The following is a 14532-nucleotide window of genomic DNA, read 5'->3' as shown; positions in this document are numbered from 1 at the left end:
ACCCATTCATTTATGATTATATGAAAAAGCTGGAAGGAAGTAAATTTACTTTCCGGTTCCAAAGAAGCTAAATAAGATTAGTACAAACGATAACGAGACCATGACAATCGCCAGTAAGGCTAGGTACCGTTTCATTTGTGCCGGGAGGCTGTCTTTTTTCATAATCAAAATGATGGCTAGGCAGAAGGATACGAGTACAAATGTGATAATAGATCCGGAATCGGTCATTGTTGAATCATCCTTATCCCTATAGAGTATGACACTTGCTAACTAACGCATGATAGTAACTTTCGCTGTGCAAATGAAAACTCCTTTTTCAGCCGGCATGCTGCATCGTTTCATCGGGATTTTCATCATCATCCTCCGACTTGACCAAGATGAACTTGCCGCGAGAATCCATTTTGACAGTAAAGCGATCTTCAGCTGCAATCTGTGCTTCCTCGCTTAATTCCTTAGGAAGTGTAAGCTGACCGCTGTCTCCAACCTCGACCTGGTAGCCAATCATTTTCGACCATTTGCCTGCTCCAAGTATAACTACGATGAGTAAACCAATGAACAACCATTTGCCAAGCGGATTTGAGTTGAAAAATGGGGCAAGGAACTTCTCGCCAGTAATCATTTTTCCAGCTGTTAATACAAGAACACCTGCACCGATATATATAATCGAAGGATACTTCTCAATCCATTTGATGAACAGTGTACTGCCCCACACAACGATAGGCACACTTACCAAGAGCCCGATAATGACAAGTATGAAGTTGCCGTGAGCAGCACCGGCTACAGCGATGACATTATCGAGACCCATCACGGCATCGGCCACAATAATCGTTCGAATGGCAGACCAGATGCTGTCTTTGGCTTTAATGTCTCCGTGATTTTTCTTTTCACTTAGCAGTTTATACGAGATCCAGAGGAGAAGAATACCGCCGGCCAGTAGAAGACCAGGAATTTTCAGAAGAGTAACGACAGCGATTGTTGCTAGAGCACGGATGACGATGGCGCCTAACGTACCCAAGAGGATGACTTGTTTTTGTGTTTCTTTTTTTAAATTGCGAGCAGCCATGCCGATAACGATCGCGTTATCTCCTGCAAGTACCAAATCAATGAGAATAATGCTGAGCAGTGAGACGAAGAAACCTGTTGATAACCAATCCATGAGCGAACACTCCCTTTAGCGTATTTTTGAAAAAAATAGAGCCTAGCACCGATGACCGGTGAAGGCTCTAATTCATCAAAAAAGACCTTCACCAATAAACATGGCAAAGGTCTTGCTAACAACGTTGTCGTTGCCAATAAAGCCGGGACCTGATGAGGATCCGAATTGACGACTTTACTGTATCAGCTACTCCCCTTTGGAGTGATACGTATGAACTTATAAATTAATTATAAGAAGGGGGGATGTGAAAGTCAAGGCATTTGGGCCAGAGAATTATACTTCTTTGAATGCATCCATAATGGCTTGCCATTCTTCATCTGTGCCTTCGAATTTGTCTTTGGCAAACCGCTCGTTAGCCCAGTGTAACATAGCTGGTCGACCAATGAAGGTATGGCACTCTTCGCCCCATTGATCAGATATTTCGGTCAGAACGATTTTACTGCCTTGTACCTCGACATTCAGCATGTTCCATTTATCTTTTTTGTAAATAACATGTTTCTTGAAAGGTTGATTTGACACTTGTTTTCCTCGTTTCTGCATTGAGCTCAAAGATATAAGCAATCGTACCACAAAAAGTGGCGATTTCCAAACAAGCATCAGTCAATTTCTTGTTGCCTCCCATCAGGGTCCCATGATAAAATTCTCCTAATCCTTTCCATAGGGAATGGGCTATGAGGCAGTTAGGCAAGACCAGAGTCGAGCAGAGGAGAGATGAGCATGGAACAAAAGCGTGTTTATGAACAGGTTGGGGTTGCGATGACCTCAAGATCGTACGCAGAGTATGAGAAAATGTTTATGTTGCAGACGGAAAAATTAATCGGTATGCGCGTCTTGGATGTTGCCGGCGGTGCATCTTCGTTCACGGCAGAAGCGCGGCAGCTAGGTATATTCTCAGAAGCGGCTGACCCTTTGTATGAGAAATCGGCTGAGGATATTGCGGAGCATGGATTGCAAGAGATCGAAATTGTTGCAGCCAAGATGGAAAAGTTAGTAGATGTGTATGATTGGACGTATTATGGATCTGTTGACAACCACAAAACTGGACGCGTCAAGAGCCTCAAGCAGTTTGTAAATGATTTCTCGAGTAAAGAAGCAGCTGTCAGATATCATGCTGCATGTCTTCCTTCACTCCCATTTGCTGAAGCGAGCTTTGATCTCGTTTTATGCAGTCATTTTCTCTTCCTGTATGAAGAACAATTCGACTATGCTTTTCATCAAGCAGCTGTTCGAGAACTGCTTCGTGTCTGTAAACCTGGTGGCGAAGTGCGTATTTACCCGCTTTTAAATTTCCGTACGGTTGAATATAGTAGGCTGTCTGAATTAATAAATGAGTTTACGAATGAAGGATATTTGATCGAAAAAAGGGATGCATGCTTACCATTCTTGCCAAATTCTCATGAATATTTATGCATAATTAAACAGCCCTCTGCATAGTGGAAAACGTTGGTACATCAACAAATATTAGCTTATACACACTGTTTTTTTCGTTGATTTATCCCCTTGATAATGGTATAATTTCCTTATTCGTCATAGATGGCGATATTTTTAGGAGGTTGTTCATTTGAAGGGTACAGTTAAATGGTTTAACGCAGAAAAAGGCTACGGTTTCATTTCTGTTGATGGAGGCGACGATGTATTCGTTCACTTCTCCGCAATTCAGGGCGAAGGATTCAAAACATTAGAAGAAGGCCAATCCGTTGAGTTTGATATTACTCAAGGCAACCGTGGTCCTCAAGCAGCTAACGTCACCAAATTATAAGAAACTGGGACTTCCCACTTATAAATAGAGTGTCATAGCACAAACAACAAAAGGCAGTGCCCGTATCCACTCGGGGCTGTCTTTTTTGCGCTTTGACCATCGCACTATTGAAAAAGCCTGTACACTTCTCAAAAAGAGATGTACAGGCTTATTTGATTTTAACGAGCGGTCCAATATTATACGAAAATATCGACGATAAGCACGGTTCCAAAGGCGATAAACGAGAGCAGTGTCTCGAGTACCGTCCACGTTTTAAACGTTTCTTTGACCGTTAACCCGAGATATTCTTTGACCATCCAGAAACCGGCGTCATTGACGTGGGAGAGCATGAGCGATCCTGCGCCTGTGGCGATAACGAGCAGCTCCAAATTCACGCCTGACATATGCTCAACAATCGGCGAAACAATACCAGCCGCTGTCGTTAATGCGACTGTTGCTGAGCCTGTCGCGACGCGGATTAATCCAGCAACCATGAAAGCTAGAACGATAGGAGAGAGGGAGATATTCTCAGCCATCTGAGCAATGGATGTACCGACGCCGCTCGCGATAAGAATCTGTTTAAACCCGCCGCCAGCACCGATAATCAAAATAATCGAACCTACAGGTAACAGACATTCATGGGATAGCTTGCTGATATAATTTTTATTCATTCCTTGACGGATGCCTAAGAAGTAGAAGGCCGCAAAACAAGAGATCAAAAGCGCAATCACTGAATTCCCAATGAAGACTAGGAATTTCATAAATCCGACTGGCAGTGATAGATAAGGTGCAATAACCGACAAGACCATCAATAAAACAGGTAATAAGATGATAAAGAACGAGATGCCGGCACCTGCAGTTTCTCTGGCTCTGTGCTTGCGCTGAGCAGTTCGGGCTCATTCTCGGGAACCACACGTTTATGCACCCATTTAGCAAACAAAGGACCTGCAATAATCGCCGCGGGGATCGCAATGATGAGAGAGTAGATAAGAACTTTACCGATATCAGCTTTATAGATACCAATGGCTGTCATAGCACCGGGATGCGGCGGCACGAGACCATGAACGATGGATAATCCGGCTATAACAGGCAGACCGATTAACAATATATTTTGTTTCGTTGATTTGTGAATGGAAATGACCAAAGGCAGCAGCATGACAATCCCTACGTCAAAGAATACAGGAATCCCAATAATAAAACCGGAGAGCAGCATGGCCCAAGGCAATCTTTTCTCACCAAAAACCTTGATGAAGAAATTGGCTACTTGTGTGCCAGCACCTGAATCTGGCATCATTTTACCTAAAATCGTACCTAACGCCAATATGCCAACTAAATGGCCTAAAACGTTCCCAACTCCCGTTTCATAGGCACTAACGATTTTATCCATGGATAACCCAGCCATAATCGCTAAGAACAAACTGGCAACGGTTAAGCTAATGAACGCATGCCATTTCCACCAAGCTACTCCTAAAATAACAATCACAATCGCCAACAATGTAACCATCAATAGATACATATTCATCTGTAATCCCTCTTCTCCATGGTGTAGTAAGCGTTATCAATCTGTAGACGAGAAAAGGAACTGCGTTTTCTCCGAGTTTTTTAACTGTCGTAATTGACCACATAGTTGTGCATGACCGTGCTGTAATAACCTTTACTGAATTCGATCAGATCGCCTCGTTCATCATACGAATAACGCAACCTCTTCAATAGAGGGGTTCCTTCTTTGACATGCAAGCTTTCTTCCACATGAGAAGGAGCAGTGGCAGCAGCAAACTCATCTCGATACTTTTCTAAAGTAATTCCGTGCTCCTCAAGCAATTCATACAAGGATTGATCATTCAAATCCGAGAGTTCGATATTTGACATTTGTATGGATAGATAGTGGGAGTAGTGAATATAGGGTGTGTCATTCAAGTGATAAAGACGCTCGATGAACAAGCAGCGCTCCCCAAATAATTGATAAGCTTCTGTGCCTACCTCATTCGTTACAAATTCGGCTCGTAACAATTGTTTGTGAATTTGATGGCCTTCTTCAACAAGCACTTCTGTGAAACGCTTCCATTTGGAAAGCTTGGACGTAGATGCATTTCGTATTACTTTGGTCCCTTTGCCGCTGCTCTTTTCCAAATATCCTTCTTGTGCAAGCTCTTTGATGGCATTGCGTATGGTGATCTTGCTGACATCGAATTCCTGCTCTAGCTGTGGCTCGGATGGTATATTCGTTCCTAAGGGATACACACCATGTAAGATGCGATCCTTGAGGATATTCATGATTTGCAAATATAAGGGTCTTTTGTTGCGGGATAAATTCACCAATTCAATCACTACCTTTCTACATCGCCTACAGCTTCTGTCATCGCACGAAGAATATCGCCTTCTGATGACATGGGAGTATCGCCTACAATGGTATGTGCAAGCATGCCGGCGGCCGCTGCAAATCCGACTGTTTTCTCAGGTGAAAATCCTTGGATTTCTCCGTGTACGATACCGCTCGCGAAGGCATCTCCTGCACCAATTCTATCATAGATAGAAAACGTGAGCCGTTTAGAAAAGGTGAAGCTTTGGTCCTTATAGATAAATCCGCGCAAGGAGTGTGTGTTGTCACTGTTAATGTTACGGTGTGTACCTGCAATGACAGAAATCTGATATTTTTGCGCAACGGCTGGAATCAGTTCGATCAGTTGTTCTTGACTTTCGATCTGATCGGTGGGCATGCCAAGGGTAAACATCGCGTCTTTTTCGTTCATCATGACAATGTCAGCCAGCTGCAGCATTTCTTCATAATGCGGCTTAGCCTTTGCATAACCGTCTTCTCCCCAATGACCGGGACGATAGTTACAATCGAAAACAACGGTGCCGCCATTCGCTTTGACCGCTCTCGCCAAATCTTTCATGTGCCGTCGCACATGATCATTCATGGCTAAGGTAATGCCGCAGAAATGGACGATCTCGATATTTTTAGCAATTTCAGCAAAATCATAAGTACTTTCAGGTGCAGTGTTAAAGCTGCTTTCCTGACGGTTGGAGTACGTTACGCGGCTGGGCCGCGCACCAAATCCATTTTCTAAAAAATACATGCCCAAGTAGTTACCGCCTCGAACAAGGAACGATTGTGAGATACCTAATTTTCGCAAATACGATTCCGCAGCATCTCCCACAGGATTCGCCGGCAATCTGGATATGAGGTACCCGGTATGTCCTAAGCGAGCAAGCGCTGAGCTTACATTCACACCTGTACCGGAGAAAGAATAATTCAAATTGCTTGCTTGGGATAAGAGTTCATACCCTGGCACCTGCAAGCGCATCATGACCTCTCCAAAAGCAGCAATTCTTTTAGCCATGATGATCAACCAGTTTCTTCATGATCTCCAGTAATTCGCGGACATCTTGGGCTCTCGTCTTTCCTGTAGCTTTGTCGATGATCGATGAATACACGTGAGGGATGACTTGTGGAACTTTAGCTTCCAGTGCGATACGCAGGATCGTTTCGAAATTATCCATGTCGATGCCGCCAGTTGGTTCCAAGGCAAAACCTTCTTCTCCGCATGCTTGCGCAACAGCGCGCAATTCGTCTTCACAGCTTAAGCCATTCATCGGGAAATATTTCAAGGCATTGCCGCCCATATCGCGGACAAGCGCGATAGCCGTTTTGACAGGTACAATCGCATGCTCGGATTGTGCAGCGCTCACTGGACCTGTTGAGATATTGACATAGCCAACGCGGCCAGTAGGGGATACCAAGCTGTTAATCCAGCTATCTTGGTCGCCAAGATTAGCGCGTGTTGCACCAACGGCAGGGAAAACCTGGTTAATATGGCTGCCAGGATAGTGTTTCGCAATGGCTGCGACAACAGCAGCTTGACGATTATCGCCAGCGCCAAGTCCGATTGAGACAGCTTCGTCAATGGCTTTACCGTATTCTTTCATAGCAGCTACAGCTAACTCGACTGTTGGGTAGTCTTTGGAAAGAACGCCGACAAGTACGTAACCTTCCGCTGCTTCAAATATCTCTTTGGCATTTTCTATACTATTTGCCAGTACATTCAATGCCGCGCGACCTTTATAAAAACGTTTTGCAATGTTGGACATATTAGTTGCCTCCTACTAATTTACGTATTTGAGCAGCGATAACTTCAATATCATCGCCTTGAAGCGGACGTGGATCGATATCGAAATAGCCCTGTCTCACGCCATAATCGCGAGTGTAGATAGCAATCTCACCGCTTTGCAGTCCTGTTACAACTTCCTTGGCTGTAGTGCCTGCTTGCTCAGGATCAATTTGAATGCGTGCGCGGAAAATCGCACGACCGGCTTCATCCTGTACAATGGTCACTTTTAAACCATTGATTTCACTTAGAGGCATTAACACTTGCAAAGCTGCTTTTTCTTGTTCGCTTTTATCTTCTTTGACGCCATATTCATCAAGCGCTTGAAGTAAGCCGAAAGTGGTTTCTTTGCCAACCTTCATACTTCGTCCAATTCCATGCAGTTGAACTTTTACCCACTCAATATAGCAACGCTTCCCGCCAATAATCCCTGACGTTGGACCTTCAATGGCTTTTGAACCGCTGTAGATGGCCAGATCTGAGTATTTTACGTACTTTTGAATATCTTCTTCTGCAGCTGCATCAACGATAAGCGGAACACCATTACGCTGTGCAATCTCCCATGCTTCTTCAACAGAAATCATATTTTTTTGGACGGCATGATGGGATTTCACGTAAAGAATAGCGGCTGTATGTTCCGTAATCGCACCTTCGATATGCTCGGCTTTACCTTCATTGGCGTAGCCAACTTCAACGAGCTTACCGCCTCCCAAATAGATCATTGTTTCAACGGGGGCACCGTATTGAACATTGTGACCTTTGAGCATGATGATTTCACTTTTAGCAATTGGCTCTTGATGCAGACGCTCACTCCTGCGGCGATCTCCTTCAGTCACAACAGCCGCGACAGAGAGTGCGATGCCGCTTGAGGCCGAATTGACGACAACCGCAGCTTCGGAACCTAGAATTTTGGCGATATAGTCGCCTGCTTTATCAACGAGGTCCGCAATCTCAACGTAATTTTGCCCGCCATGCTTCATGGCTTCCATGACCGTATCTGTTGGAGCAGATACACCTAGAATGCTCATTCGTCCACTTGCATTGATGACGCGTTTTAGACCATATTTAGCATTTAATGAGAGAGCCATTCACAACCACTCCTTTGGCTTGTATGATTTGATCTGCTTTACGCATGTCACCTTCAGAATCGACAAGAGTAGTCGGTTCATTTTGAATAGTAAACAGGGTTAGATTGGCAACGTCACCTATTTGAATTCGACCAAGTTCTGGCTTATTAAGCCAATTTGCTGCATGTGTGGTGACAGCTGCGATGACCTCTTCAAGCGGGTAGCCTAAGTAAAGAAATTTTGAGAGTACATGGGACATACTAAATACCGGGCCATTCAATCGGTTTCCGCGGTAGATGTCTGTGCTGATGGTATCTAAACCGATATGATGTTCTTTTGCTGCCTCCGCGACCTTAAAAGAAAAGCTTGCCGTGCCATGCCCAACATCCAAATGAACGCCTCTTTCAATAGCTTCCATAAACGTCTTTAACGGTTCACCATCTTCGTCAAAAAGATTATTGGCTTTCCCATTCAGATAATGGGTAATGATATCTTTTTTCTCTAAAAGTGAAAGGATATCCTCGATACTCGGCGGTCCAGAACCGATGTGAACCATTAAGGGGAGAGAGGTTTCATGAGAAAGTGCGCGCGCAGCGAGCAAAGGTTCAATGCCGCAGTCACGAACAACGCTTTTGCTTATTCTTGCCTTCAATCCAACAATGATATCTTTGTATTGATTTACGGCCTGCACAGCCTTTTCCTTATCGATCCAGGCCATGTTGGATAATTCATCGACTCTTTTCAAACCAATCCGTGAAATGTTCAAAAAGGCAAACAAGTTCGTTTGGGCTCGTTCCCTACTTGCTACTAAGTCTGCAATTCGGTCAGCGCCGCAACTTCCAGCGTCTACAATCGTAGTTACACCTTGTTTGATTCCGATCTCATCGATTTCATCGCCGTAGGGATCAAAATCAGGAAAGGCATGGGTGTGTAGATCAATCCAGCCACTTGAGACATAAACACCAGAATAATCAAAAATCTGGTTTCCATGTCCACGGCCAGCAGCGGTCAACTCAACGATCTTCCCGTCTTCAATTACAATATCGAGACATTCACCATTCAAGTGCTTTACATTTTGCAAAACGAATCTCTCTTGCATGCTTGTCACCTTTTTCTGCAACTCAATTTATTAACGCTTACATTTAAGATTGCCTAGAAATCTCCTCACATGCATAGGGGTGAATTGTGTTTATCATGTAAAGAATATAACGTTATAATGTTACAATAGCACAGAAGATTATCGAAGTAAATATAACGTTATAATGTTTTGAGAATTGAATTTTGCTATGAAGTAAAAGTGATAAAACAAAAGGAGCTGTCCGCGAATGCGGCAGCTCCTTATTCCATCCTATTAGTCAATAATTTGAAGAATATCATCGATTTCTTTGCGTGCGAGTTTGCCTGGGCGATCCTTCGGATAACCGAGGGCAATGACCATATTAATCTGACATTCTTCTGGAATGTCCAGATAAGCTCGAATCTGATCTTGGGCTAGCAGCACGGGACCCGTCATCGGGCAGGTTGCCAAGCCTCTAGCGTGGGCGGCGAGCATCAGGTTCTGTGAGGCTAAGCAGGAGCTCTTAATGCCTTCTTCGGCCCATACGGTGTCTTCGACGAGTTGAATTGGATCAAAAATGCGATCACGGAACTTCGATTCGTAAGGTGTCGCTAAGCAAATGATAAGAACCGGAGCATCGGAGAATGCTGTAGCATAGGGGCCGAATGACTTCACCAACAAGCGGGCTTCACGCGAAAGACCCTTTTCCTCGGCAGCTGCCGCACGGAGATGGAGTTGGTCCCAGGTCAATTGTTCGATATGTTTGATTTTCTCAGTATTTCTTATCGCAATAAACTTCCAGGTTTGGGAATTCGTATCGCTGGGTGCATATCTGGCGCAGTCGATAATTTCACGAATATCTTGGGTGGCAACTTCTTGCTCTGTAAAATTTCGAACACTGCGGCGCTCTAGTACAATCGTCTTAAAATCTTCATAATTCATAAAAAACAACTACCTGCCTTTGCTGCTTGAATTGTGCATATATTGTTACTTGGTACTAAATCTTTATCGTTATTATAAAGCAGTTGCTATTGCAGCACAACCGTGTCGCCTTCATTCAAACCTTTTATCACTTCAGTTTTCTCAGGGGTTTCCAACCCAATCTCTATTTCACGTCGTTCTACGCCTTGAGGAGTCTGCAGCATCACGTAATAGACTTCTTTCTCATGCAGCACGGCTAACGTAGGTACGACAATGGTTTGTGGCTTTTTATCTGTTTCTATCGTTCCTGAGAGGCTGAGGCCGGCGATTAGCTGCTCATTTGGTTCTAATGAAATCGTAACCTCGAATTGAGCTGAACTTGTGCCTTGGTCCGTGCCAGTTTTGGCAAACTTGGATACTTTTTCAACCTTACCTTGAAGCTTTTTCTGTTTCAGTGCATCTACTTTTACTTGTACGAGCATATCTGGCTTAATTCGAAATACATCAAATTCACCAACCGTACAAACCAACTGTAATCTCGTCAAATCTACAATTTTACCGATACGTACGCTTTCCTCGACAGACTTAGGAATTTTGGAGGAGTCTTCGAATAAAAAGATGCCATTCTCAGGCGAAATGAAGGAAGCTTGTTCGACTTTCTCTTGTTTCTTAGCCAATTGCAATTGAATGGATTGATCATTGACCGCATTCAGCTGCTCTTGAATTTTACGTCCTTCTGACGCGGCAAAGCGCTGGCGGGCATCATCTTCCCCAACAGCGCCTGCAGCTCCACTACCCGTATCCCCGCCAGGCCCAGCAGCTTTGAAATTGGCTAGATCAGCTTCCAACTTTTGTTTCTTCAAGTTAGATTGCAGGGCAGCAATTTCACTTCTTAGCGGTGTTGCATCTAGCTCAAACAACGGTTGTCCCTTTTTTACTTGAGCCCCGTCAGTGATGTGCCAAGCTTTAATTTCACCGCTGAAGGGTGCGTAGACGCGCGTCTCCTTCTCATAAGAAGATTTCCCTTTTACTTCAATGCTGTTAACCAAATCTTCTTTTGTAACTTTGAATTGTAGGGCATTGAATGCAGCAGCAGCATCAGCATTTTTTGTATTCTTTTGATTAGGATGGCTTGATATGTATAGAAAGCTGCTAATGCCGCAGACAATGACTGCTGTTAGAATTAGCATCCATGTTTTCTTTTTCCTCATGCTAAACAATCTCCTATTCTCGCTTAATTGCTGTTAGTGCATCGGTTCGAGAAGCTTTAACTGCCGGGTATAAACCCGAAAGAACGCCCGTCATAATCGCAAAAAACATACCGACTGGAAGAATCCATAAGCTTATAAATAAGATTTCCACGGGATCCCCTCTATTGGAACCAAATTGGATAATGATCAAATTTATTCCCCAAATGACCCAATAAGAGAGCAAAATACCTACAAAGCCACCCAACATGCCAAGAAGCGAAGATTCTACGATAAACATATTGCGGATTTGCTTCAAATTCGCACCAAGTACTTTCATGATTCCAATCTGTCGCCTGCGTTGATGAGTGGACATGGTCATCGCGACCACGATGGAAATGGAAGCTACGAAGAGAACAAAAAGGCCAACACCGGTGAGCAGCAATCTAACAATGGCGAACTCGCCTTTCATGCGATCTTCTTGATACAAATTAGTCTGCGTGGCGAGTTGAAGTTTTTTAATCATTTCATCTACTTGTTTCACATTCATACTACTATCTACTTTAACTCTAACTTCTGAATACTGAACATGTCTATTTGTTGAGGATTTATTTTGGGCTTGTAGAATTTTGAGACCTGTTTCCGGAGATACATAAGCGGTTTTGTTCCCTTGCAGCATGGATTCTGGCAATCCATCGGGCTTCTTAAGTACGCCAATGACGCGAACTGTCACCTCATTTGGTTGGATGGTGTTCGTCCCAGATGGGTTCCCTGGCTGCTCCTGGTTATTATTCGACTTCAACGATATTTGCTTTTGATAGAGGGGGTAAGGAATAGCACCCATCTGACGGTAAGTTTCGGCTTGTTCATTGCTAGGATTTTGCTGCATGAGTTTATTACGTACTTCCTGCGTCTTTATATCCAATACACCGAGCGTAGCTCCATAACCCAGAACGATATTATTGATCTGGTCACTCGCCCCGCCTTGTTGGAACTTAGCGTCGAAGTCCTCTAAAGTACTCAACTCCGTTGCCTTGAGGTCAAGGTAGCTTTCTTTACCGTCATCGACAGTGAAGCTGAATTGTCCTAAATTTTGAAAACTAGCTACCGATTTAACATGAGGAAAAGTACGAATGAGATCGAGCTTACTTGTCGTAACTTTAGAAGGACTGCTAGGATCGCTGTTTTGGTCTACGATGGTGATTTCATCAGTTTTGAGATAGAAGCTCATTTGCTTCTGGCTGTAGTGTTGAATCGACTCGCCAAAGCCAAGAGCAACCATAATGGATGCCGAGCCAATGGCAATTCCGACGGTACAAAGCGCTGTCACAACCTTGCGTCGCTGCAGTTGGTCCCAGCCAAGACGCAGGTAATCCTTAAGTTTCATCCGGCTTCCCCTTCCTGCCCGTTTCCTTCCAGCAAATAACCATCGCGAAGCTGCAAAATGCGCCGCGTTCTGCGAGCAACTTCATGCTCATGGGTAACAATAACGAACGTAATGCCATTCCGGTTCAAGTCAATGAGTAGGTCAATGATCTCTGTCTCCGTCTTCGTATCCAGATTACCTGTAGGTTCGTCGGCAAAGACGATAGCTGGATTCGTAATCAAGGAACGGGCAATGCTGACACGTTGTTGTTGTCCTCCAGATAACTGCGACGGAAACATATCAGATTTATCCCCGATACCGACTTGCTGTAAAAGAGCCATTGCTCTTTGTTTACGTTCTTGACTTGCAACACTTTGGAATACAAGTGGAAGTTCTACATTCTCGCGAACGGTTAAATGTGGTATTAATTCATAAGATTGGAAGATGAATCCGATATGAGTCCGCCGAAACTCCGCCAAACGGTTTTCGCTCATTTTCTCTATGGCCTGTCCAGCGATTAAAATACTGCCACGGGTGGGTTTCATTAGGCCTGCCATTAAATTTAGCAGTGTCGATTTCCCGGAGCCTGAACTGCCGAGCAGAGCAACCATTTCTCCTTGCTCTACTCGGAAATTCAGCTCATGAAGAACGGGGGTTTCTTCTTGGCCTGTGCGGAAGCTGTGAGATAACCGTTCAATGGCTAACACGTGATCAACCCTTTCAATTTAAAACTTATCGACCACTTGGCATGCTTTCACCGTCATCGTTTTGAAAAATATGAGTGCCCAGAAAACCAATAGCCGCGACGATCGATAAGCAGGCTGCAATGATATAGACTGTGCTTCCACCAGCTAAATCAAAAATCCAACCGCCTAACGTGCCGCTAATTAGTCCTGCAATACTTGACCATGCAACAGCGAAGATGGCTTGCCCAGAAGAGCGATATTCATCAGGAATGATTTGGCTAATATAGCGATTAGCCGTGAATAAGAAGATACCAAATGTTAAACTGTGCAACAATTGAACACCTATTACCCAAGTAGGATCTTGAATTGAACCCATAATGAAGAAACGCACGGCATATATGATTCCTGCAAAGGCAAGCAGAGGTAATTCTTTGAACCTATGTCCATGCTTGCTCAGAAAGAAAAACACCGGAATTTCACTAAGAGCCGAGGTCATCCAAGCATAGCCAATCAAAGAATCAGATGCCCCAAGCTGGCGCATGTACAAGGCGAGGAATCCATCGTTGAAACGATGTGAAACGGACATAATAATAATTAACAATAAGAACCAGATGAACTTCTTGGAACGAATGATATTGAGCATGCCTCCGAATGCCATCTTCTTGCCACCTTGGCGGGCATCTTTCAGCAAAAAGACAATGACTAACGTGCAGCTAATCGTAAGCAGGCATAGTATTGGCGTGAGCCCTGTTCCATAGTGTCTAAGAATTAACCCGAAACCTCCGGCAGATACGGCGAAACCGATGGACCCCCAGACGCGGAAGGAGGCGTAGCTCTTACCGCTATCTCGAATACTTAACATTAACTGGCTGTCATTCAATGAGTTTACGGGCTGCTGGAAAAAGAAAAACATCGCTAAGCATATGTACAGCAGGGAGAACCAACCAGCGGTAAATACCAAGATGGCAGTGATAAGCTGCCCGATAATCAGAATGATCATGATTTTCTTAACCGTTTGGAAGCGATCACTAAGGAATCCCCACAGTAAGTTGGTCGCTATCCCAATCAGGGGTCCAATCGCATACAGTAAACCGATTTGAAGCTTGGAATATCCTTTGTAATCAAAGTAAAGCGGGAAAAAAGTAACGACAATCCCCATCGTCATAAAAAAGGAAAACGTAAACAGCTTGAGCAGATGGTCTTGTGGCTTTATAGGTATAGACGTTTTCATCAGCAGTTATCACT

15 protein-coding genes and 1 pseudogene are annotated in these 14532 nt (G+C 44.0%); 2 read left to right on the top strand and 14 right to left on the bottom strand.

Going from position 1 to position 14532, the window contains the following annotated elements:
- Positions 1 to 45: 45 nt before the first annotated feature.
- From NYR53_RS25425 to NYR53_RS25415, 3 genes are all read right to left on the bottom strand, one after another.
- Complete coding sequence (locus tag NYR53_RS25425; protein ID WP_261301908.1) at positions 46 to 228, bottom strand: hypothetical protein; 183 nt, start codon at positions 226 to 228, stop codon at positions 46 to 48.
- 88 nt (positions 229 to 316) lie between these two features.
- Positions 317 to 1156 carry a TerC family protein gene (locus tag NYR53_RS25420; protein WP_261301907.1) on the bottom strand — a complete coding sequence of 280 codons (840 nt, stop codon included), beginning with the start codon at positions 1154 to 1156 and terminating at the stop codon, positions 317 to 319.
- Positions 1157 to 1429: 273 nt separating this feature from the next.
- Positions 1430 to 1696, bottom strand: coding sequence for a hypothetical protein (locus NYR53_RS25415; protein ID WP_261301906.1), 267 nt, complete (start codon positions 1694 to 1696; stop codon positions 1430 to 1432).
- Positions 1697 to 1873: 177 nt separating this feature from the next.
- On the opposite strand from NYR53_RS25415, the gene NYR53_RS25410 reads away from it, so the two are divergent.
- On the top strand, positions 1874 to 2590 hold the full coding sequence (locus NYR53_RS25410) for a methyltransferase domain-containing protein (RefSeq protein ID WP_261301905.1): 717 nt from the start codon (positions 1874 to 1876) through the stop codon (positions 2588 to 2590).
- A gap of 127 nt (positions 2591 to 2717) precedes the next feature.
- Positions 2718 to 2915, top strand: a complete 198-nt coding sequence (locus NYR53_RS25405; protein WP_028556542.1) for a cold shock domain-containing protein — start codon at positions 2718 to 2720, stop codon at positions 2913 to 2915.
- Positions 2916 to 3091: 176 nt separating this feature from the next.
- On the opposite strand, the pseudogene NYR53_RS25400 reads toward NYR53_RS25405, so the two are convergent.
- From NYR53_RS25400 to NYR53_RS25350, 11 genes and pseudogenes are all read right to left on the bottom strand, one after another.
- Positions 3092 to 4398, bottom strand: a pseudogene (locus tag NYR53_RS25400) (GntP family permease).
- Between the two features lie 98 nt (positions 4399 to 4496).
- Complete coding sequence (locus NYR53_RS25395; RefSeq protein ID WP_437180199.1) at positions 4497 to 5210, bottom strand: GntR family transcriptional regulator; 714 nt, start codon at positions 5208 to 5210, stop codon at positions 4497 to 4499.
- An 11-nt stretch (positions 5211 to 5221) separates the two neighbouring features.
- On the bottom strand, positions 5222 to 6238 hold the full coding sequence (locus tag NYR53_RS25390; protein ID WP_261301903.1) for a sugar kinase: 1017 nt from the start codon (positions 6236 to 6238) through the stop codon (positions 5222 to 5224).
- The gene (gene dagF / locus NYR53_RS25385; RefSeq protein WP_261301902.1) at positions 6231 to 6986 is read right to left on the bottom strand and encodes a 2-dehydro-3-deoxy-phosphogluconate aldolase; all 756 of its coding nucleotides are present in this window, start codon (positions 6984 to 6986) and stop codon (positions 6231 to 6233) included. The genes NYR53_RS25390 and dagF overlap by 8 nt, the downstream gene beginning before the upstream one ends.
- Before the next feature lies 1 nt (position 6987).
- Positions 6988 to 8091, bottom strand: a complete 1104-nt coding sequence (locus NYR53_RS25380; protein WP_261301901.1) for a DgaE family pyridoxal phosphate-dependent ammonia lyase — start codon at positions 8089 to 8091, stop codon at positions 6988 to 6990.
- Positions 8069 to 9169: an amidohydrolase/deacetylase family metallohydrolase gene (locus NYR53_RS25375; protein WP_261301900.1), complete on the bottom strand. Its 1101-nt coding sequence runs from the start codon at positions 9167 to 9169 to the stop codon at positions 8069 to 8071. The genes NYR53_RS25380 and NYR53_RS25375 overlap by 23 nt, the downstream gene beginning before the upstream one ends.
- A 252-nt stretch (positions 9170 to 9421) precedes the next feature.
- The gene (locus tag NYR53_RS25370; RefSeq protein WP_261301899.1) at positions 9422 to 10069 is read right to left on the bottom strand and encodes a nitroreductase family protein; all 648 of its coding nucleotides are present in this window, start codon (positions 10067 to 10069) and stop codon (positions 9422 to 9424) included.
- Between the two features lie 86 nt (positions 10070 to 10155).
- Complete coding sequence (locus tag NYR53_RS25365; RefSeq protein WP_261301898.1) at positions 10156 to 11259, bottom strand: efflux RND transporter periplasmic adaptor subunit; 1104 nt, start codon at positions 11257 to 11259, stop codon at positions 10156 to 10158.
- A 13-nt stretch (positions 11260 to 11272) separates the two neighbouring features.
- Positions 11273 to 12622, bottom strand: a complete 1350-nt coding sequence (locus NYR53_RS25360) for an ABC transporter permease (RefSeq protein WP_261301897.1) — start codon at positions 12620 to 12622, stop codon at positions 11273 to 11275.
- Positions 12619 to 13308 (bottom strand): ABC transporter ATP-binding protein, encoded by a 690-nt coding sequence (locus NYR53_RS25355; RefSeq protein ID WP_261301896.1) that lies wholly within the window; start codon positions 13306 to 13308, stop codon positions 12619 to 12621. The genes NYR53_RS25360 and NYR53_RS25355 overlap by 4 nt, the downstream gene beginning before the upstream one ends.
- 25 nt (positions 13309 to 13333) lie before the next feature.
- The gene (locus tag NYR53_RS25350; RefSeq protein WP_261301895.1) at positions 13334 to 14518 is read right to left on the bottom strand and encodes an MFS transporter; all 1185 of its coding nucleotides are present in this window, start codon (positions 14516 to 14518) and stop codon (positions 13334 to 13336) included.
- Positions 14519 to 14532: the final 14 nt, after the last annotated feature.

The sequence above is a fragment of the Paenibacillus andongensis genome, assembly GCF_025369935.1.
Taxonomy (GTDB): Bacteria; Bacillota; Bacilli; order Paenibacillales; family NBRC-103111; genus Paenibacillus_E; species Paenibacillus_E andongensis.
This window is presented reverse-complemented; position numbering and strand designations above follow the sequence as displayed.

What these genes read in the sequence shown, in the direction of transcription:
- NYR53_RS25425 (WP_261301908.1), bottom strand. Translation starts at nt 228, where the DNA reads ATGACCGATTCCGGATCTATTATCACATTTGTACTCGTATCCTTCTGC.
- NYR53_RS25420 (WP_261301907.1), bottom strand. Translation starts at nt 1,156, where the DNA reads ATGGATTGGTTATCAACAGGTTTCTTCGTCTCACTGCTCAGCATTATT.
- NYR53_RS25415 (WP_261301906.1), bottom strand. Translation starts at nt 1,696, where the DNA reads ATGCAGAAACGAGGAAAACAAGTGTCAAATCAACCTTTCAAGAAACAT.
- NYR53_RS25410 (WP_261301905.1), top strand. Translation starts at nt 1,874, where the DNA reads ATGGAACAAAAGCGTGTTTATGAACAGGTTGGGGTTGCGATGACCTCA.
- NYR53_RS25390 (WP_261301903.1), bottom strand. Translation starts at nt 6,238, where the DNA reads ATGGCTAAAAGAATTGCTGCTTTTGGAGAGGTCATGATGCGCTTGCAG.
- dagF (WP_261301902.1), bottom strand. Translation starts at nt 6,986, where the DNA reads ATGTCCAACATTGCAAAACGTTTTTATAAAGGTCGCGCGGCATTGAAT.
- NYR53_RS25380 (WP_261301901.1), bottom strand. Translation starts at nt 8,091, where the DNA reads ATGGCTCTCTCATTAAATGCTAAATATGGTCTAAAACGCGTCATCAAT.
- NYR53_RS25375 (WP_261301900.1), bottom strand. Translation starts at nt 9,169, where the DNA reads ATGCAAGAGAGATTCGTTTTGCAAAATGTAAAGCACTTGAATGGTGAA.
- NYR53_RS25370 (WP_261301899.1), bottom strand. Translation starts at nt 10,069, where the DNA reads ATGAATTATGAAGATTTTAAGACGATTGTACTAGAGCGCCGCAGTGTT.
- NYR53_RS25365 (WP_261301898.1), bottom strand. Translation starts at nt 11,259, where the DNA reads ATGAGGAAAAAGAAAACATGGATGCTAATTCTAACAGCAGTCATTGTC.
- NYR53_RS25360 (WP_261301897.1), bottom strand. Translation starts at nt 12,622, where the DNA reads ATGAAACTTAAGGATTACCTGCGTCTTGGCTGGGACCAACTGCAGCGA.
- NYR53_RS25350 (WP_261301895.1), bottom strand. Translation starts at nt 14,518, where the DNA reads ATGAAAACGTCTATACCTATAAAGCCACAAGACCATCTGCTCAAGCTG.